Here is a 19,117-nt window from a genome sequence, read left to right as displayed (position 1 = left end):
CAAGGTTTGACAGAATTCGGAATACCAAAAGGAGAGGCGATGGCCTCTCCTTTTTTATGGGCGCAGATCAGGAAAGAGAGCGTTACTTGCCCAGATAGGTACGGTCGAAGAAGGTATTGACCCAGTGGGGGCGGTAGATGGCCAGCACCGTCATCGCCATGCCGTTGAGCAGGGCTTCGGGGAACAGCAGCAGTGGCCAGATGGAGAGGTAATCCGCCGTGATGGTGTGCCAGGGGTAGCGGTCACTTAGCCCCATCAGCAACGCACTGGCGGCCACCTTGACCGAGATGGTGATGGCGCCGCCGAGAAAGGCGGCCACGAAGATATAGACAAAGAGATGGCGCGGCAGCCAGGCCCAGCTGGCCAGAAACAGCAGCCAGCTGGTGGCTACCGGCAGGGCGATGCCAACCAGTGCCTGCCAGCCAAAATCGGCCAGATTGGTGACGCCGAAGTAACCGAGCACCAGCAGGGTTAGACAGGGGGCGAGCAGCGCCAGCCGCCAGCCCAGCAGCAGGGTGAGGGAGGTGAGCCCGAGAAAATGGACCTCCAGCCCCTCATGCAGACCGGCCCTTAGATACCAGAGCGGCACAAGCGCGATGGCGCTACCCAGCAACAGATGCTGATAGAGGGGGTTGTCATGGAGGGTTTGCCACAGAGAGCGGCGCAGGCTGAAGGCCAGCAGTACCAGCCAGATCAGGAGGGCGGCGAGTTGTCCTTCACTCATCTTGTCGTCCATTCATGCAGTAGAGTCCGGGCGGCCTTCCCGACCGCCCCATAGCAGAGCAGGCTGACGAATCAGCCTGCTTTTACCATCAATATTTGACGTTGTTGTGGTACTTGCCGAGGATGCCCTTGACCCGTTCCATGGTCTCCTTGCTGGGGGGCTTGATCCCGCTCAGCTCGTACGGGTCGCCCAGTACGTCCCACTTGTGTTTGCCGAGCTCATGGTAGGGGAGCAGCTCCACCTTCTCCACGCTATCGCCCAGCTTGGCGATAAACTGGCCCAGCCCTTCGGCGCTCTCGTCGTCGTCGCTCCAGGTCGGTACCACCACGTAGCGGATCCACATGGTCTTGCCTTTGGCTGCCAGATAGCGGGCAAACTCCAGGGTGTATCTGTTGCTGACGTGGGTCAGTGGAATGTGTTTCTCGTCATTGATCTGTTTGATGTCGAGCAGCACCAGATCGGTCTGGTCGAGCAGCTTGTCCACCTGTTCGTCGAGATGACGGACGAAGCCGTTGGTGTCGAGACAGGTGTGGATCCCTTTCTCTTTGCAGGCGGTAAAGAGTTCGGTAATGAAAGCCGGTTGCAGCATGGCTTCACCGCCGGACGCTGTCACACCACCGCCGGAGGCATTCATGAAGTGGCGATAGCTGGTGATGTCACTCATCAACTCCGGTACGGTCACTTCGCGGCCACCTTCGGTATCCCAGGTATCGCGGTTGTGGCAGTACTTGCAGCGCATCAGGCAGCCTTGCATGAATACGATAAAGCGTATTCCCGGGCCATCGACAGTGCCGCAGGTTTCGACGGAATGGATCCGGCCAACGGTGCCGTGAGCTCCGGCTGACTGGCTGATTTCAACGGCAGGGATCCGATTAATGACAGACATAAACAACTCCAACGATTCGAGCAGGCCGTTATTTTATTACATAAACCCCTATTGATCCTACACCTTTAGTCCGGCGCCCGGCTGCCAAGCAGCTGCTCCAGTCCCTTGACGGTGAGCGGCCGACTGGTGAGAAACCCTTGATAATGCTGGCATCCCAGCGCTTTGAGGATGGCCAGCTGCGCCTCCTCTTCCACCCCTTCGGCGGTGACGGTAAAACGAAAGACCTGGGCCAGATCGAGTATCGCCTTGACGATGGCTCTGTCCTGTTCGCTGTGTACCAGGGTCTGAATGAAGCTTCTGTCCAGCTTCACCTCATCGGCGGGCAGATCCCGCAGATAGGCCAGAGACGAGTAGCCGGTACCGAAGTCATCGATGGAGATGAGGATGCCGAGCTCCTTGAGCTGGCGCATTCTGGCAATACTCTCCTGCCGATTCTCCAAGACTACCGATTCGGTCACCTCCAGCAGCAGGCGGGAGGGGGGCACACCGGTGTCGCGCAAGATGTACTCCACCTGTTGTACGAAGCCCTGGGTGTGGAACTGGCGGGCACTGACGTTGACCGACAGATGGGGGATCTGCAGGCCACGGTTGAGCCAGAAGCTGTATTGGGCGCAGGCGGTCTTCATCACCCAGTAGCCGATTTCGAGGATCAGGCTGGTCTCTTCGGCGATGGGGATAAACTCCCCGGGTGGCACCATGGTGCCGTCGCTGCGCTGCCAGCGCAGCAGCGCCTCGATACCCGACAGCGAGCCATTGTCGACCCGGTATTGCGGTTGATAGTGGAGCTGCAGCTCGTGATGACGCAGGGCATCGCGCAGCTCATTGGTGAGGGTCAGCCGGTTCTTCTCGTGCTGGGCCATCGCCTCGGTAAAGAAGACGTAGTGGCCCTGACCGGCGCGCTTGGCCATGTGGGTTGCGGTGTCGGCCTGTTGCATCAGGACCAGATGATCCGTCTCGTTGCCGGAGAAGAGGCTGATCCCCACCGAGGCGCTGCAGTGCAGCTTGTGATCGCCGATGTCGAACGGGGTGCGAAACAGCCCCATCAGCTCGCGGGCGAAGTGCTCTGCCAGAATTTTGGCGGTGACTTCCCCTTGTCCCAGCTGGGTAAAGAGCAGGGCAAACTCATCCCCCGAGATGCGCGCCTGCACCAGATTGTCCTGGGGCAGCTCCCTGAAACGCTGCACCACGGCTTGCAGCAGCAGATCGCCGCAGGCGTGACCGAGGGAGTCGTTGATCGACTTGAAGTTGTCGAGATCGACTAGCAGCAGGGCGCCCCACTGGCCGTTGGAGGCGCTCAGGGTCTGCTGCAAAATATGGTTGAGGCTGCGCCGGTTGTGCAGACCGCAGAGATCGTCGTAGTAGGCGAGCTGCTCGATATGTCTGGCCGCCTCTTTTTCCTGGGTGATGTCGTAGAAGCTGCAGATAAAGTGGCTGAGCTCCCCCTGCTCATCCTTGACGCCGTTCACCATCAAGCGCACCGGAAAGAGGTGACCATCCTTGTGCAGGCAGCGCTCTTCCCCAAGCCAGAACTCCTGCTCGTTGACGGTGCGGCTGACATCCTCCTTGAGATGATCCCCGTAGTAGGTGGGACGCAGCTTGCGAATGGAGTGACCGATCACCTCTACCTCGCCAAATCCGGTGATCCGGCTGAAGGAGTGGTTGACCTTGAGGATGATGCCGTTGTGATCCATCACGATCAGCCCATCGTGGGTATTGAAGGCCACTTCCGCCAGCCGCAGGGCATCGTCGGTGGCGAGGCGCTTGAGTTCGATGGCGGCCCGCTCGTGCTGGCTGCTCAATAGATCCAGCAGCTGCTCGGGCTCCTCAAGAGGGGTATCGAGCAGCAGGGTGATCTGGCCAATGGGGGCGCCGCTTTGACCATGGAGCGGAATGCCGATGTAGGCGCTGGCATTGAGGGCGAGCAGCCGGGTCGCCTTGGGATAGCGCACGGGCAGATCTTCCACATAGATGGCCTGACCGTGCTGGAACAGCTCCTGAGCGGGGCCAGGGTCGAGCTGGATGGGCTTGAGGGTGGAGCAGATCTCCTCGTTGATGACGCAGCGGGGGATGATCCAGAGCTCCTGACCGCGGGGCTGGAACTCGCCGATCCAGCCCACCCGGGCACCGCTGGCGCTCATGGCCCAGCTTACCAGCGTCTTGCAGTAGTCGATGCCGGTCTGCTGGTGCAGCTCGGGCGGGAGGGCCAGCTCGGCGCGGTGCTCTTCCGGTTGCGGTTGCCAGTGGCCGAGCAGCTGGGCGCTGCTGCGCACCAGCTGCAACATCTCCTCGCTAAGCGGGGTGGGATCGAGATACTCCAGACTCAGCACCCCGAACAGCTTGTCCTGCTCCAGCAGGGCACCATCGAGGCGTGAGCGCACACCGGCACTGGTCAGATAGAGGTGATTGCTCAGCATCGGCTGGTGGGCCGCTTCCGAGAAACTCAACGATTTGCGGGTACGCAGGGCGCGGATATAGCGGCTGTCACCACGAATGGGGTAGAGCGCCTCCACCCCCAGGGTGAACACCGGGGTGAGTTGTTCGCTGCCGAGATCGCCGTTGGCCTGATAGTGCCAGAGGATGAGCCGATCGGCCCCCAAACTCTCTTTAAGGGCCTCGAGCAGGGGCGCATACTGTTGCTGGCTCGCCATCTGGCTGAGGCGCGGCAGTTGCAATGCCAGGTCGGCGATGGGCTCCTGGCGAAGGTTCTGCAGACAGATGAGCCAGAAGCCATCCTGCTCGTGAGCGAGGGCGATATGCCACAACTGGCTGGCAAAGCGCACGGTGATCTTGCCGCCATGGCCGTTGGCAAGCAGTTGTTCGATGGGCAGGCGCAGGGCATCGGGTAGCTGGGCAGGCCAGGAGGCACGCGGTTCGTCGAGCCAGTAGAGCGGGGTTTGCATCACGTCGGTCAGGGCGACCAGCCGTTGACTGCGCAGATCCAGACGGAAAAAGAGCGGCGTCTGGAGGGCAGGAGGTAGATGACTGAGTGCGGTAGACGACATGAACAAACAACATCCTGTTAAGCAACCGTCGGGGTTGCAAGAATACTGCAAAATGGTGTGAAACAAAATTTCATTGAATTCTAAATTAGAAAAGTCTAATTTATTGCCCATTATCATGTATGAGGAGTCTTGCAGATGAAACGGATCCTGATTATCGGTGGTGTCGCGGGGGGCGCATCGGCGGCGGCTCGTGCTCGTCGTTTGAGTGAAGAGGCAGAGATCGTGATGTTCGAGCGGGGCGAGTTTGTCAGCTTCGCCAACTGCGGTCTGCCCTATCACATCGGGGGCGATATCCCCGACCGGGATGCCTTGCTGCTGCAGACTCCCCAGAGTTTCAAGCGCCGTTTCAACGTCGATGTGCGGGTCTTCCACGATGTGATTGAGATCGACAAGGCGGGCAAGACCTTGCTGGTGCGCAACCTGCAAACCGGTGAAGAGCAGCGCGAGCATTACGATGTGCTGCTGCTGAGCCCGGGGGCGGCGCCGATCCGTCCTCCCTTCCCCGGTATCGACAGCCCCCATGTCTATACCCTGCGCAACATCCCGGACATGGATCGCATTCTGGCGGCCCTGCATCACGATCAGCCGCGCCACGTTACCGTGGTGGGTGGCGGTTTTATCGGGCTGGAGATGATGGAGGCGCTGCATCAGCGCAAGCTGGATGTCACCCTGCTGGAGCTGGCCGATCAGGTGATGGCGCCGGTGGACAAGGAGATGGCCAACATGCTCCATGCCCGCATCCGGGAAGAGGGGATCGACCTGCGCCTGCGCACCGGCCTTACCGCCATCGAGAGTCTGGATCTGCCAGCCGAGAAGACTTCCGCCGTACCGACCGCCAAAAGTGGTGGCCTGCGCCTGACCCTCAATGACGGCTCCCATCTTGATACCGGTCTCTTGATCCTCGCCATCGGCGTCAAGCCGGAAACTCTGCTCGCCGCCAAAGCGGGGCTGGAGCTGGGCCCGCGGGGCGGCATCAAGGTGGATGCCGGGATGCGTACCTCGGATCCCTTCATCTATGCGGTGGGGGATGCGGTGGAAGAGATTGACTTCGTCACCGGCGAATCTGTGCTGATCCCGCTGGCGGGCCCCGCCAACCGGCAGGGGCGCATCGCCGCCGACAATATGCTGGGCCGAAGCGAAACCTACAAGAAGACGCAAGGGACCGCCATCTGCAAGCTGTTCGATCTGGCGGTGGCCAGCACCGGCCTCAACGAGAAGCGACTGGTGCAACTGGGATTGCCGTTCGAGAAGGTTTATGTCCATCCGGGCAGCCACGCCGGTTACTACCCGGGCGCCCATCCGGTCAGCCTCAAGCTGCTGTTTGCCCCGGATGGCAAGATTTATGGCGCCCAGGCCATCGGCAAGGATGGCATCGACAAGCGCATCGACGTGCTGGCGGTGGCCCAGCGCGCCGGTCTCACCGTGTTTGACCTGCAGGATCTGGAGCTCACCTATGCGCCGCCGTTCGGCTCGGCCAAGGATGTGATCAACATGGCCGGCTTTGTGGCAAGCAACCACCTGAAGGGGGACACCCTGCTCTGCCACGTGGCCGAGGTGCAGGCTCGTAACCCCCATCAGCTGGTGGTGGATGTGCGCAATGGCCCGGAGCTCGACAAGCTGGGCCGCATTCCGGGGGCGCTGCATATCCCCCTCGACGAGTTGCGTGGTCGCCTCCATGAGTTGCCCAAAGAGAAAGAGCTGCTGATCAGCTGTCAGGTCGGGCTGCGCGGCCATGTCGCCTGCCGCTTGCTGAGCCAGCACGGCTTTAAAGTGAAGAATCTCTCCGGCGGCTTCAAAACCTGGCAGATGGCCACCGCCGAGTAACCGTTTTATTTCTGTGCCTGTTTGCCCCTCTCCCTTGTGCGTGCAAGATGAGGGGCTTTTTGTTTCTGCTTTTCGCCCTTCTTGCATTCCCCTGGTTACTGCAATATTTCGACACACTTTATTTCCTGTGCCGGACAAAATTAACGTTTTGTTCAGGGGATGGGTGCTATAACCCCTGCCTCGTTCATGATGAACCGTGTAGTAGGGAGAGTGACATGCTGGATATGCTGATGGCCATTTGGCATCAGGATTTTGACGCCCTGGTTCAGATGCAGGCGGTATCCCTGCTGATCAGTTGCCTGATGCTGGTACTGCTGCTGGAGTCCGCATTCGTCTTCCTGCCCCTGCCGGGGGACAGCCTGGTACTGCTGGCCGGCGGGTTGGTGGGCATGGGGGTGTTTGGCCCTGAAGTAACACTTATTTATCTGCCGTTGGCTGCTGGCATAGGTTCTGTGCTCGCCTACTGGCAGGGACGGGCCCTGCAGCGCACCCGCTTTATGGATCATATCGAACGGATGTTGCCTCCCGACAGCCTGCCCAAGGCGACCCGGCTGCTTAAAAAGTACGGTTTTCTGGCGATGTTCTCCTCCCGTTTTATCCCGTTCGTGCGGGTGCTGACTCCCATGCTGATGGGGATTGGCCGCCTGAGCGTGCTGCGGATGTGCGTGGCCAGCTTTGCCAGTGCCTTTATGTGGGCGCTCTGCCTCAGTTTGGTGGGCAAGCTGGCGATGAATACCCCCTTCTTCCTCCACCACAGCGAACTGTTGACCCGGGCCCTGCTGATTACCTCGCTGGTGCTGTTTCTGGCGGCCGTCATGGCCATCCTGTTTCGCTGGTTCAAAGGCGGAGCAAAAAACGAGACCAGCCACGACTAGATGACAACCCTTGCCGCACTGGATCAGTGGGCAAGGGGGTTCTCGTGCTGCAGGGGCGCGGAATTGTGCCCATTCGGGTAATGAGCTTTGTGTCGGGTGAGCAGGATGCCTTATCCTGTTTCCAGCCACGCTGCGTTTGCAGCGCTCCAACTCGGGATGGAACCTATGCGCCTCTTCGACTCTCCCTCTGCTTCTCACCGCTCTACCGCCGGAACCGGCACTCTGCGCCGCCGCTGCTCGGCCCTGCTGCTTTGCGGAGTGGTCGGTTTGCTGTCTGGTTGCGGCCCTGACAAGCCCGCCAGCCAAATATCGACCACAGAATCCACAGCCCAGCAGGAGGCCGGGGCGCCAACTTCTGTAGTGCAGGCCAATGCCCGCCAATATCGCGATGCCCCGGCGCTGGCGCTGGTCTTCTCCGGCCCCCTGTCGCCCAAGGCCAATTGGCAGAGCTGGCTCGGGGTCAGTGAGGGGGGCAAGCAGGTGCAGGGGGAGTGGATCCTCGCCGACGATGGTCGCACCCTCTATTTCCCGAACGTCCAGCCCGACAAGAGCTATGAAGTGAGCCTCAAGGCGGGGCTGGGCCCATCCCCTCAGAGCTGGACCCTCAAAACCCGGCCGCTGGAGGCGGGGGCTTCGTTTACCGCCAGCGGCATGGTATTGCCGCTGCGCGACGAGCTGCGCCTGCCCATCAGCGCGGTCAACGTGGACGAGGTCAATATCGATTTCTTTCGGGTCGATGCGGAATATCTGCCCCGTTTTCTGGCGGAATATCGCCCCGGTGCCGGCATGGGGAACTGGGAGCTTGAGCAGATCACCCAGCGGGCCAAGCGGGTATTCAGCGGCCGCTATGCGCTGGAGCTCGATGCCAACCGGCGCGAGACCCGCCTCATTAATGTGAAGGAGCCGCAGCTGGCTGAGGCTGGCGTCTACTTTGCGGTGATGTCCCCCCTTGGCAATTACGACTGGCGCAAGGAGACCACCTATTTTGCGGTGAGCGACATGGGGCTCAGTGCCCGTCGTTACCGCGATCAGCTGGAGGTGTTCGTGAGCTCCCTGGCCAGCGCCGACCCGCTCAAGGATGTGCAGCTCTCCCTGCTCGACGAGAAGGGCAACCGGCTGCAGGTGCAAACCACTGATCCGCAGGGCCATCGCCGCTTTGATCAGGTGCAGGGGGCTCGCTTGCTGCTGGCCGAACAGGGCAACCATCTGGCGGTGCTGCGCCTCGATGGGGCTGCGCTCGATCTCTCCACCTTCGATCTCGGCACCCAGCCCTGGCAGGCCCAGCAGCTCTATCTGTTCAGCGGGCGCGATCTCTATCGTCCCGGCGAGCGGCTCGACAGCGAGATCCTGCTCAAGGGCCAAGATGGCAAGCTGTTGCCCGGTATGGCAGTGGAGCTGGAGGTGAAACAGCCGGATGGTCAGCTGCTCGAACAAAAGCGGCTGCTACCGGACAATCTTGGCGCGGCCCACTACGGTCTGCGCCTGCCGGACGATGCGCCGCTCGGGCGCTGGACCATTAACCTCAAGACCGCCGCTGGTAGTCGTTTCGAGTGGCCCTTTTTGGTGGAGGAGTTTTTGCCGGAGCGGCTCAAACTGCAGCTTGGCAAGGGGCCGGATGGTGAAGTGACGGATCTGGGCGCCGCCCTCAGCCTGCCGCTGCAAGGGGACTATCTCTACGGTGCACCGGCGAGCGCCACCAAGGCCAAGGCAGAGGTGAAGATCAGCCGCGCCACCATGCCCTTTACCCAGTGGCAGGAGTTCACGCTGGGTGACGTACTGCTCGCCGAGCAGGCCAAGGATCTCGAGCCCCTCAGTCTCACCCTCGATGCGCAGGGGCAGGGAACTTTTTCGCTTACTGATGAGCTCAATGGGGTGCGCGCCCTCGGGCCGCTGGAGGTGGCCTATCGGGTCTCCCTTTCCGAGCCCGGCGGTCGCGCCGTCAATCGCAGCCGCACCCAGTATGGCTGGCCTGCGGGCAGCCAGTGGCCGGCGCTCAAGGCCGACTTCGTGGCTGATCGAGTAGAGGGAGGTAAGCCGCTCCCCTTTCAGATCCTCAACCTCGATGAGCAAGGCCAACCGGTGGCGGGGGCGGTGAAAGTGCGCCTTATCAACGAGTACCGCGATTACTACTGGCACTACGCCGATGGCGAGGGGTGGAAGTACGAGTTCAACAGCCAGCCCTATCTGGAGCAGCAGCAGACCCTGCAGCTGGACGGCAAGGGGCCGACTCCGCTCACGCTGCAACTGGCGGCGGGCTGGTATCGGTTGGAGGTGGAGAACAGTCAGGGCCATCAATCGAGCCTACGGGTGGAGATCGGCAGTTACGCCTGGGGCGGCGGTGGCGAGCAGGCGCGGCCTGACAAGATTGCCATCACCCTCGACAAGCGCGCCTATCAGGCGGGCGACAAGGCCAAAGTGACGCTGGTGGCCCCGCGCCCCGGCAAGGGGTTGCTGCTGGTGGAAGATGGCGACGGCCTGCGCTGGTGGCAGCGTATCGAGCTCAAGAGGGCCGGTGGCGATGCCAAGGATGCCCGCGGCGAGTTCGAGATCCCGGTCAGCCCCGAGTGGCAGCGTCATGATCTGCACATTTCGGCCCAGATCGCCGCGTCAGACAGCGCCTCCAAACCGGTCAGCAGCCAGCAGGGGCAGAGCCTGCGCTCAGTCGGACTGGTGCCGCTCACCCTGGACCGGGAAGCGCGCCGTCTGCCGCTCACCCTGAGCGCACCTGATAAAGCGGTGCCCCTTACCCGGCTGGAAGTGACCGCGACCTCCACCCCCAATAGCCAAGGCCGTGTGGTACTGGCGGCGGTGGATCGGGGCGTGCTCAATATCAGCGATTATCAGCCGCTCGATCCGTTCGAGGTCTTCTTTGGTCGCAAGCGCTTCGCGCAAGATCTGTTCGACAACTACGGCCAGGTGATCCCGCCGCAGGATGGCAAGCTGGCCCGCCTCAACTACGGGGGCGATCGGGCGCCGCTGAAAAAGGGTGGCGCGCTGGAGAGCCGGGTCGAGATAGCCGCACTGTGGAGCGGCGAGGTGAGTTTTGACCAGCAGGGTAAAGCGGTGATCCCGCTCGACTTGCCCAACTTCAACGGCGAACTGGCGCTGATGGCGCTGGCCTGGAACGAACAGCAAGTCGGCGAGGCCGAGCGCGCCGTCAAGGTGGTGGCGCCCTTGGTGGCCGAGATCGGCTGGCCGCGCTTTGGCGCCAGAGGCGATGAGACCCGGGCATTGGTGCAGTTGCGCAACATGAGCGGCGAAGATCAGACCCTCTCCCTTGTCTGGACCCTCAACGGTGGGCTCAAGGCAAACGGCGAGCTGCCCGGCACCCTTTCCCTTAAAAACGGCGAGGAGCAGTGGCTGACCCTGCCGCTCACCGTGACCGGGGCGAGCGGCGTGGCGAGCCTGCAGTTGGCGGCCAGCGGCAAGGATTTTGCCATCAGCCGCGACTGGACTTTGCCGCTGCGCTCCCCCTGGCCGGCCGAGACTCGCCAGCGCTACCAGATGCTGGCCTCCGGTCAGCAGATGAGCTTTGCGCCAGCTGAGCTGGCCGGGCTGGATCGTGCCAACCTGCAGGGGCTGCTCAGCCTCTCCGGCACCCCTCCCTGGGATCCGGCTGCCCAGTGGCAGGCGCTGGCCGACTACCCCTACGCCTGTCTGGAGCAGACCTTGTCCCGTGCCTGGCCTTACTTGCTGACCACGGCCGATGAGCGGGCCGCCTGGAGCAAACCCGTAGAGGGCAAGAAAGCGGCGAGTGAGGCGGATGTGCAGCGCGCCCTGCTGCAACGACTGCAGCGGTTGCAACTGCCAAGCGGCGGCTTTGGCCTGTGGGATGGTCGCTCCGATGAGGAACAATGGCTCACCGCCTATGCTGCCGACTACCTGCTGGCGCGCAAGGAGGCGGGCGACGCAGTGCCGGAGGCGATGCTCAATCAGGCTTTGAACCGGCTGCAAAGCTATCTCACCGACAGCCAGTACGGCGAGCGCTGGAGCAGTGCCCCCGAGCACAGCCGGTTGGCCTATCAGGCTTACAGCGCCTATGTGCTGGCCCGGGTGGGCAAGGCGCCACTCGCTACCCTGCGCCTTATCTGGGAGCAGCAGGCCGATCACGCCCGCTCAGGTTTGCCGCTCTTGCACCTCTCGCTGGCGCTCTCGGCCATGGGGGATGAGCAGAACGCCGCCAAGGCCCTCAGCCGGGCATTGGCGACCGAGCGCGGGGATGACTATCTGGGTGATTACGGCTCACCGCTGCGCGATGAAGCCCTTGAGCTCTCCTTGCTGCGTCAGCACAAGCTGGCTGCGGAACGCTGGCCTGATCTCAGCGCCAAGGTGGCCGATACCCTGGCTCACCGTCAGTGGCTCAGCACCCAAGAGCGGCTCGCCTTGTTGCGACTCGCCCGCTTCGATCCGGCCGTCGACTGGCAGGCCAGGGTAACTTCCTCTCTTGGCAGTGGATCCCTGAGCGGTTCGGCTCCGCTGCAGCAGGGTGCCCCCGAGGCGCTGGCGGCGAGCGCCGTCACCAACGAGGGCAAGGGCTCCCTCTATGTGCAGCGCACCCTCATCGGCTATCCCGAGCAGGCTCCTACCCGGTTGAGTCAGGGGATAAGCGTGACCCGCAGCTGGTTCAATAGCGACGGTCAGCCGTTTGATCCCGCCAAGGTGAAGGTGGGCGATCTGGTGGTGGTGCGGCTCAACGTCAGCAGTGAATCGGCGGTGCCCGATGCCCTGCTGGTAGAGATGGTGCCCGCCGGCTTCGAGCTGGAGAACCCGGCCCTTGGCAACAGCATCAAGCTGGAAGAGCTCTCCATTGAGGGGAAACCGGCGTGGCAGAGCGAGTGGAACGACTATCTCAAGCATCAGGAGTTTCGCGATGACCGCTACACGGCGGCGCTGGATTTGAGCGAGGGGAGCAACCAGCAACTGGTCTACCTGATGCGGGCGGTGACGCCGGGTCGCTATCAGGTGCCGCCGACCCAGGTGGAGGATATGTACCGACCCGAGCTGCGGGCCGTGGGGGAGGATATTCACGAGGTCGTTATCTCTGAGTAGCTGGCGCTTGATGGGTCGCAGACGACCGCTGAGCAACGCCCCCTCCCTCGAGCGGGGCCACCAGCTCACTTTATGGCAGCGCGGTTGGCTGAGGCTTCGCCGCAGTGGCCGCGCCTGTCGGCGTTGGCTGGGCCGTCTGCCACGCTGGCTGCGTTGCTCGGTGCTGGGCGTTGTAGCACTGCTCCTGTCATTGCTGGCGCTGGATCGACTCTTCCCGCCGCCGCCACTCGACCCTGCCTACGCACGGGTGGTGCTCGACATGAAGGGGCGACCGCTGCGCGCCTTTGCCGATACCAGCGGCGTGTGGCGTTACCCCGTGACCCTGGCGCAGGTCTCCCCCCGCTATATCGAGGCGCTGCTCGGCTACGAGGATCGCTACTTCTGGCGTCATCCCGGGGTCAATCCGGTGGCCATGGTGCGCGGGGTCTGGCAGTGGCTGCGCTACGGGCGCGCCGTGTCAGGCGGCTCGACTCTCACCATGCAGGTGGCGCGTCTTATCGAGCCCTACCACAGGAGCGTGCCCGGCAAGCTGCGCCAGATGGTGCGTGCGCTGCAGCTGGAGTGGCACTACGACAAGCGCACCCTGCTCACCGTCTACCTCAACCGGGCGCCGTTTGGCGGTAATCTGGAGGGGGTGCAGGCGGCAAGTTTTGCCTATCTCGGTAAGAGCGCCGCCAAGCTGACCCATGCCGAAGCGGCGCTGCTGGCGGTGCTGCCGCAGGCCCCTAGCCGCAACCGGCCGGACCGGCATCCCGAGCGGGCCCGCGCCGCCCGTGACAAGGTAATGCAGCGGCTGGTGGCTCAGGGTGTCTGGCCCGAACAGGTGTGGTTGGAGGGACGTATCGAGCCGGTGCTGGCCCGAGGTCACTTCACGCCGATGGAGGCGCCGCTCTTTGCCCGCCTTGCCGCTGACAATCAGGCCGGGGCGCTAGTGCACACCACCATCGACGGTGATCTGCAGCGTTGGTTGGAGGGGCGGGTGGCGAGCTACATCCGTCGCTTCCCCGAGCAGACCTCAGCGGCGTTGCTCTTGGTAGATAACAAAACCATGGCGGTGCGCGCCTACGTGGGCAGCGCCGAGTATGGCAATTTGCGCCGCCACGGTTACCTCGACATGGTGCAGGCGATCCGCTCTCCCGGCTCCACCCTCAAGCCCTTTATCTACGGTCTGGCCATGGATGAAGGGTTGGTGCATTCGGCCTCCCTGCTCTCCGATGCGCCGAGACTGGGGTCTGATTATCGCCCCGCCAATTTCTCCGGCGCCTTTCAGGGGCCGGTGACCCTTGCGCAGGCGCTGCAGCAATCCCTCAACGTGCCGGCGGTGCAAGTGCTGGAGGCGCTTGGGCCGGACAAACTGGTCAGTCGCCTCGACAACGCCGGAGTGCGGCTGGCGCTCTCCGACAAGCCCAACCCAGCCATCGCGCTGGGGGCGGCGGGCATTCGACTCGAGCAGCTGGTGGCGCTCTACAGCGCGCTGACCCGGCAGGGGCAGGTGGCGATGCCGGTCTGGTTGGCGGGGCAGCAGGTGGTGTCGCGCCCCTTGCTGAGCCCGGGGGCAGCCTGGATCATCTGGCAAATATTGAGCGCGCAGGGGCGCGCGGATCAGCCCTTTGCCAGCGAGGCGACCGGCCGGGTCAACCGACTGGCCTGGAAGACCGGCACCAGCTATGGCTATCGCGACAGCTGGGCGATGGGGGTCTCCGGTCGCTGGACCATCGGCGTCTGGCTGGGGCGCCCCGACGGTACCCCTATGCCCGGTTTTTACGGCCAGAGCGCGGCGGTGCCACTGCTGCTTTCGGTCTACTCGCGACTGGCTGACAACAGCCCTCTGCCGGCACAGCCCAACACGGTGAGCGAGGGCGAGATTTGCTGGCCGCTGGGGCGCAAGGCGAACGCGACCCTGCCTGAAGCCTGTTTGCAGCGCCAGAGCGCCTGGTTGCTGGAAGGGCGCGATCCTCCCACCTTGCCGGATCCCATGGACTGGCCCTCGCCGCTGCGGCAAGTTGCACTCACTGCCGAAGGCAAGCCGACGCTGACCCGTTGCCCCGATGCGGCACAATCCGGTTTTCGGGCGCTCTGGCCATTGTCACTGGAGCCGTGGCGAACGCCCGGCGAGCGACGACAGGCGCTGCTTGCAAGTGGTTGTGCTGGGGAAGGGCAGAGTGCCGAGCTGCAGGCCCCTATTCGCATTGTGGCGCTGGGGGAGGGCAACCTTATCCGCAGCCAGCGCTATCGGTTGCAGCCCAAGGTGCTTGGCGGTGTCGGCAAGTCGGCCTGGTTTCTCAACGGCCAGCGACTGCGCTGGGACGGGGATCAGGTGCTGAGTGTGGCGGGTCGTTATCAGCTGGTGGTGGTGGATGAAGCGGGCAACAGCGATCGTATCGAGTTTCGCGTGGTGCATCCTGACAGTGATGCCAGCACCATCACCCGTTGATCGTTTTGCCGACAGCCATTGAGGTGAATGTAATTAACTATTTGAAATGCATCAATATTTGATTGGATGAATTAATTTGTGAATAATTACGAATTCATTCAAATCCAATCGGGAGTTCTCTTTTGCTGCGTGTTCTGTGTCCCTTGCTGGTGCTGATGAGTTCGGGTTGTGCCACAACCAATCATGGTGATCACCATGTTTCTCCTGAACGTACCGGGTTCTATTCACCTTTCGAACCTGCTTCCGAGAGTTTTGCGCGTTGCTATCAGAAACAGTTTGCCTGTACCCCTGCCAATATCCGCCGTGACAGGGCGATGGAGGCGCGCAGGCAGGCGCAAGAGCGGGCCAATCACCGGGGTGATGATTGGTAGGCAGCAGAAAACGAGAGGGGTTGGCAGATGCCAACCCCTTTTTCATTCCGCCAATTCAGCCCTGTTGGCGCAGATGACCGAGCCGGGTGAAGAAGTGCTGGCTCTTGCGTTGGTGAAAGTGGCTCTTCTTGATGGGATGGAAGATGAGGGTGCTTTCGGGGTGGCTCGCCTTTAACTGGTGGAGCATGGCTACGGCGGGCAGGCTGCTGCTGACCAGGGTGGTGAGTGGCATGCTGAGGGTCTCGGGCCCCAGCAGTTGATTGAGCCCTTGCTGAGCCTGCTCAAAGCGGGTCAAGGCCGCCGGGTCGGCATAGCCGCTACCCAGCATGGTGAGCAGGTTGTCGAGGGCCAGATGAAATTCGGCCAACTGCTGGCGAAAGCCGCTGCACCCGCGCAGGGCAATCAGCTCTGCAAACGGAATGTCGGCCAGGTGAGTGGGCACTTGCAAAGGGATTTCGAGGTGGAAGCAATCCTGACCGCCGCGATTGTGGTAGCGGGATTCGAGCAGATGGAGCAGGCGGTCGAGATAGTCGTGATCGGTAATGAGCGCCCCGTCATTGGCGAGTGCCCACTCACGGGCGAGACGCATGGAGAGCAGATTGGCAAAGCGCCGTGCCATTCTGATCCCCCCCTGATCCCGACTGGCAAAACCATGGTTGAGGCAAAAGCCGTGCAGCCGCTCCAGCCCCACCTGATCCGGGCAGAAGCAGTCGTGGTTGGCCTCCTGACGCCAGCGACCAATCAGCTCCTTGTTGCCAAACACCTTGTGGCGGACGAAATCGGGGGCCACCAGGCCGCTTATCTGGCTCTCCAATTGCGGGGTAATGGCGGCAAAAAAGGTTGCATCGGGCCGCTCGGCCAGCAGATCGGTCTGCTGTTGAAGGGTATCGAGCAGGGCGGTGAGGCCGCTCTTTTCGCTGACGGTGAAGACAAAGGCAAGCCGCTCCAGATAGAGCAAGGCAAATTTGAGCCAGAGCTCGTCGCGTACCTCCATGCCGGGGTAGTAGATGTAAGTTTTTACCACTTTAAAAACAATGCCTTATAGTTATTCGCCGTTTTCTTGGGGCGTGGTTGGGGCAAAATGGCCTTTTGACGTCATCAGTTCCCAGATCCGCGCAGCCTCCGATTTGCTGGCTGACGCGATCCACTTCCCGTAAACGGACTGAAGCATTTCCAGATCTGCGTGACCCATCTGGTCGGCGATATAAGCGAGGTTTCCGTGCGATGTCAAATTCCAGCTGGCGAAAGTATGCCGCAGTTGGTAAAGACGGCGATAGCGGATCCCGGATCGCTCGACCACCCGAACCCACATGGTCACAAATCCAGACTGGGTGAACCAGTCTCCCGAGTTGTGTTCAAACGTCGAGGTCAGCTTTGGAGAGAACACCGGCCTAACGGAGATGGTTTCCTTGCCAACCTCCTGGTCAACGCTGATCACTACCGGCTTTCTAGAGTAAGTGAGTTCACGCTGACCAGATAGCGCATCTATTACCGGGGGCTGCATGTCCACTACCCTGACCAAGCCGGTCTTTGGCAACTTGAAGTAGTCGCCACTCGGGCCGACGCTGCGCCTTACTGTGATCGTCCGCTTTTCGAAGTCGATATCTTCCCACGCCAGAGCGCGAAGCTCACCGGGGCGCAGGCCGGTATAAACAGAGACGGTGATCATGCGCTGGTGCTGAACGTGAGTGCAGGCATCCAGCGCCAGCAGGTACTCTGAATATTCGAGCGGGTCGGCAGGTGATCCGTTGCTGGAGGATACCAGCTTGAATCCAGCCAACATCTTGCCGGCATCTTTCATGATATCGTTTCGCTCGCACCAGAGCAGAAACTGGCAGAAGCGTTTCAGATAGGTGTTCACCGTGGCAGGCCGCAGTTGCGCCATCAGTTCGTTGCGCAGCCGCTCGAGATCCTTTGGCTTCAAGCTTGCCATGTCCCTCTCAGGGCCGAGAATAGCAAGACAGGACTTGAACCCGCAGGGGTAAATCTTTCTGGTGGTCGGCTTGAGAGTTGGCTCCAGCAGTTTCCAGAACTCGGCGCAGGCACTCCCCAGCTGATGGCGCTTTCTTACCGGGCCGAACTTTTCCGCCGTTCCGCTGTTTGGAAAATGGGAGGCGTAGTTGAAGGTGTTGATGGCGATCTCATGCTTTATTGTGGCCAGCTTGTTGGCGGCGAATTTCACGTTCGCTTTTGTGATGGGGAGGTCCAAGACCTCCCGGCACCTGACGCCTTTATAGGTGAAGTTGATGCGCAGTTTTTTGCCATGAACTTCCAATCCGGTGACGCCAGCCACTAGATCATCATGCTTGACTCTACCCACTTGTCATACTCCGCAACGTTGTAACGAATTTGGTTGTCAGGGGCGCGGCGCCACACCAGGCCCTCTGGCCACTCTCCTTTCAAGCGGCGCCCTTCGGCTGCCTTCTCTGACATGCCGGTTAGGGCAGCGAAAAGCTTTGGCCTTACCCACTTGGCGCAGGGGTAGACAAATTGCTGCATGGTTTGGTCCTCGCGGTTAAAAGAGACTCGAGCCGGTGACGCCCGAGCTGGTTGTAGTAAAAGGTTTGAACTTGCTTGCGGGAGTTGGCCGCCTGGTCAAGGCGGTATTCCCCCAGTTCGGTGGTTTTCAGGTTGTGCTGGTTGGCCAGCCTGCCGATGGCTTTGGCGCTCACCCCCAGCTCCTTTCCCAGATCGGTTGCGCTCCAGAGCTGGCCAGTTACCCTTGGCGCTTCGATAGGCAGGTCGAAGTGAGCCAGGATGCGGCCGATCTCGGCGAGCTTGGCCGATTGGGACAGGGTGGGGGAGAGTACGGTATTAACCAGATCGTCCAGCAGTTGGCTGCTCTGGTCGATGAGTTGTAGCTGTTGCATGGCGTGGCCCTCCTGTCCTTAAGGATGGGGCGCCAATGGGATTGAAGGAAGGGCCGTTAATCGGCTGGCTAGCTCTGCTTGCGATATCCGGCATCGTAGAGGCTCAGCATGATTGACTTTGGCGTTTCCCACTGAAGCGCGCCAGCGTCTTTCATCATCTCATCGACGGCCAGATCGCGCTCGGTGCGGATGGGGCGGAAGCAAGCCTCTGACGCTTGCGATGTCAGTTTTCCGCCAGGTATATCGAACGAGAAAACAGCGACCGGCCTCATGCACGGCGTGTAGTGGCAAAGAACTTTTACCTTCGCCCCGTCCTTTAATGAGTCAGGCCATTCACGCCCAACGCGAGCCCCGCCATGGAACTCACACTCCACTCCAACCGGTGGCAACTCCCCGCGCTCGAACCAGTGGTTATTGAGATACCCCTCGCCACCGCACACCTTGGCGTCGCGCTTGACGATCTCGGCGTCGGCCAGTTCAACCATCTCGGCCAGGGCGTCGGTATCGAAGCTGCGCGGCTCGCTCTTGAGTGCAACCAGCAGGCGCTGGGCCATTGCGTTGACCTCTTCGGCGCCATCAGTACCGCGCTCTTTCACGCCGCCAGCTGGCTCGGATAGGTCAACGGGTCGCCGTTCCAGCGTGTCGCGCCAGTCGCCGATGACTTCTCCATCTCTAGCTTTTTCGGATTCTGCGTCAGGATGAAAATACATGTCGCCATTGTCATCCATGCCATTGGGCTCATGGCTAATCCAGATCCACACGCCAGCCAGCGTCTGGATTAAGAATTCAGCCCACTCAGGCGCATCCTTCCAGCGCGGCTTGTTCTGCAGCTCTGCGCGGCGGGCTAGCCATTGGTCTCGTGTAAAGTAGCCGTAACCTATAAAAGAAAGTTCAACATAATGCCACTCTACAGCGTTTTCGTGCCTTGACACGTAGACTGCATCTTTTGGCCAGCGGTGTTCAGTCCGTGCCAGCCACGTCAAATCATCTTCCATACTCACCCCTTCACAAACAGGTCGGCCGCCACGATGACGGCCAGAATGTTAATGGCCAGGATTGCGATCCCGGCCGCCTTTTGTTTG

11 protein-coding genes are annotated in these 19,117 nt (G+C 61.5%); 4 read left to right on the top strand and 7 right to left on the bottom strand.

Going from position 1 to position 19,117, the window contains the following annotated elements:
* Positions 1-82: 82 nt before the first annotated feature.
* The 3 genes from AB5Y67_RS07730 to AB5Y67_RS07720 all read right to left on the bottom strand — a co-directional run bounded on the left by AB5Y67_RS07730 (position 83) and on the right by AB5Y67_RS07720 (position 4,612).
* Positions 83-724, bottom strand: a complete 642-nt coding sequence (locus AB5Y67_RS07730) for an energy-coupling factor ABC transporter permease (protein WP_106843232.1) — start codon at positions 722-724, stop codon at positions 83-85.
* A gap of 88 nt (positions 725-812) precedes the next feature.
* Complete coding sequence (gene pflA / locus AB5Y67_RS07725; protein WP_199427205.1) at positions 813-1,610, bottom strand: pyruvate formate lyase 1-activating protein; 798 nt, start codon at positions 1,608-1,610, stop codon at positions 813-815.
* Positions 1,611-1,675: 65 nt separating this feature from the next.
* Positions 1,676-4,612, bottom strand: a complete 2,937-nt coding sequence (locus AB5Y67_RS07720; protein WP_199427204.1) for an EAL domain-containing protein — start codon at positions 4,610-4,612, stop codon at positions 1,676-1,678.
* A 135-nt stretch (positions 4,613-4,747) separates the two neighbouring features.
* On the opposite strand from AB5Y67_RS07720, the gene AB5Y67_RS07715 reads away from it, so the two are divergent.
* The 4 genes from AB5Y67_RS07715 to pbpC all read left to right on the top strand — a co-directional run bounded on the left by AB5Y67_RS07715 (position 4,748) and on the right by pbpC (position 14,794).
* Entirely contained in the window at positions 4,748-6,436 is a 1,689-nt protein-coding gene (locus AB5Y67_RS07715; RefSeq protein ID WP_005344666.1) for an FAD-dependent oxidoreductase, read from the top strand.
* A 215-nt stretch (positions 6,437-6,651) separates the two neighbouring features.
* The gene (locus tag AB5Y67_RS07710) at positions 6,652-7,311 is read left to right on the top strand and encodes a DedA family protein (RefSeq protein ID WP_199427203.1); all 660 of its coding nucleotides are present in this window, start codon (positions 6,652-6,654) and stop codon (positions 7,309-7,311) included.
* A 165-nt stretch (positions 7,312-7,476) separates the two neighbouring features.
* Positions 7,477-12,360, top strand: coding sequence for an alpha-2-macroglobulin (locus tag AB5Y67_RS07705; RefSeq protein WP_234915129.1), 4,884 nt, complete (start codon positions 7,477-7,479; stop codon positions 12,358-12,360).
* Between the two features lie 10 nt (positions 12,361-12,370).
* Entirely contained in the window at positions 12,371-14,794 is a 2,424-nt protein-coding gene (gene pbpC, locus AB5Y67_RS07700; protein WP_199427201.1) for a penicillin-binding protein 1C, read from the top strand.
* 426 nt (positions 14,795-15,220) lie between these two features.
* On the opposite strand, the gene AB5Y67_RS07695 is transcribed toward pbpC, so the two are convergent.
* From AB5Y67_RS07695 to AB5Y67_RS07680, 4 genes are all read right to left on the bottom strand, one after another.
* Complete coding sequence (locus AB5Y67_RS07695) at positions 15,221-16,159, bottom strand: hypothetical protein (RefSeq protein WP_368207668.1); 939 nt, start codon at positions 16,157-16,159, stop codon at positions 15,221-15,223.
* A gap of 51 nt (positions 16,160-16,210) precedes the next feature.
* A complete protein-coding gene (locus AB5Y67_RS07690) occupies positions 16,211-17,458 on the bottom strand; it encodes a DUF3596 domain-containing protein (RefSeq protein ID WP_368207653.1) in 1,248 nt (415 codons plus the stop codon).
* Between the two features lie 169 nt (positions 17,459-17,627).
* Positions 17,628-18,035 (bottom strand): hypothetical protein, encoded by a 408-nt coding sequence (locus AB5Y67_RS07685; RefSeq protein ID WP_368207652.1) that lies wholly within the window; start codon positions 18,033-18,035, stop codon positions 17,628-17,630.
* A 68-nt stretch (positions 18,036-18,103) separates the two neighbouring features.
* Positions 18,104-19,030 carry a hypothetical protein gene (locus AB5Y67_RS07680; RefSeq protein WP_368207651.1) on the bottom strand — a complete coding sequence of 309 codons (927 nt, stop codon included), beginning with the start codon at positions 19,028-19,030 and terminating at the stop codon, positions 18,104-18,106.
* Positions 19,031-19,117 lie beyond the last annotated feature (87 nt).

The organism is Aeromonas sp. s12 (genome assembly GCF_040907925.1).
Lineage (GTDB): Bacteria > Pseudomonadota > Gammaproteobacteria > Enterobacterales > Aeromonadaceae > Aeromonas > Aeromonas veronii.
This window is presented reverse-complemented; position numbering and strand designations above follow the sequence as displayed.

Excerpts from the sequence above, each read along its gene's own strand:
- pflA (WP_199427205.1), bottom strand. The coding sequence starts at position 1,610 with ATGTCTGTCATTAATCGGATCCCTGCCGTTGAAATCAGCCAGTCAGCC.
- AB5Y67_RS07730 (WP_106843232.1), bottom strand. The coding sequence starts at position 724 with ATGAGTGAAGGACAACTCGCCGCCCTCCTGATCTGGCTGGTACTGCTG.
- AB5Y67_RS07720 (WP_199427204.1), bottom strand. The coding sequence starts at position 4,612 with ATGTCGTCTACCGCACTCAGTCATCTACCTCCTGCCCTCCAGACGCCG.
- AB5Y67_RS07685 (WP_368207652.1), bottom strand. The coding sequence starts at position 18,035 with ATGCAACAGCTACAACTCATCGACCAGAGCAGCCAACTGCTGGACGAT.
- AB5Y67_RS07715 (WP_005344666.1), top strand. The coding sequence starts at position 4,748 with ATGAAACGGATCCTGATTATCGGTGGTGTCGCGGGGGGCGCATCGGCG.
- AB5Y67_RS07695 (WP_368207668.1), bottom strand. The coding sequence starts at position 16,159 with ATGGAGGTACGCGACGAGCTCTGGCTCAAATTTGCCTTGCTCTATCTG.
- AB5Y67_RS07710 (WP_199427203.1), top strand. The coding sequence starts at position 6,652 with ATGCTGGATATGCTGATGGCCATTTGGCATCAGGATTTTGACGCCCTG.
- pbpC (WP_199427201.1), top strand. The coding sequence starts at position 12,371 with ATGGGTCGCAGACGACCGCTGAGCAACGCCCCCTCCCTCGAGCGGGGC.
- AB5Y67_RS07705 (WP_234915129.1), top strand. The coding sequence starts at position 7,477 with ATGCGCCTCTTCGACTCTCCCTCTGCTTCTCACCGCTCTACCGCCGGA.
- AB5Y67_RS07680 (WP_368207651.1), bottom strand. The coding sequence starts at position 19,030 with ATGGAAGATGATTTGACGTGGCTGGCACGGACTGAACACCGCTGGCCA.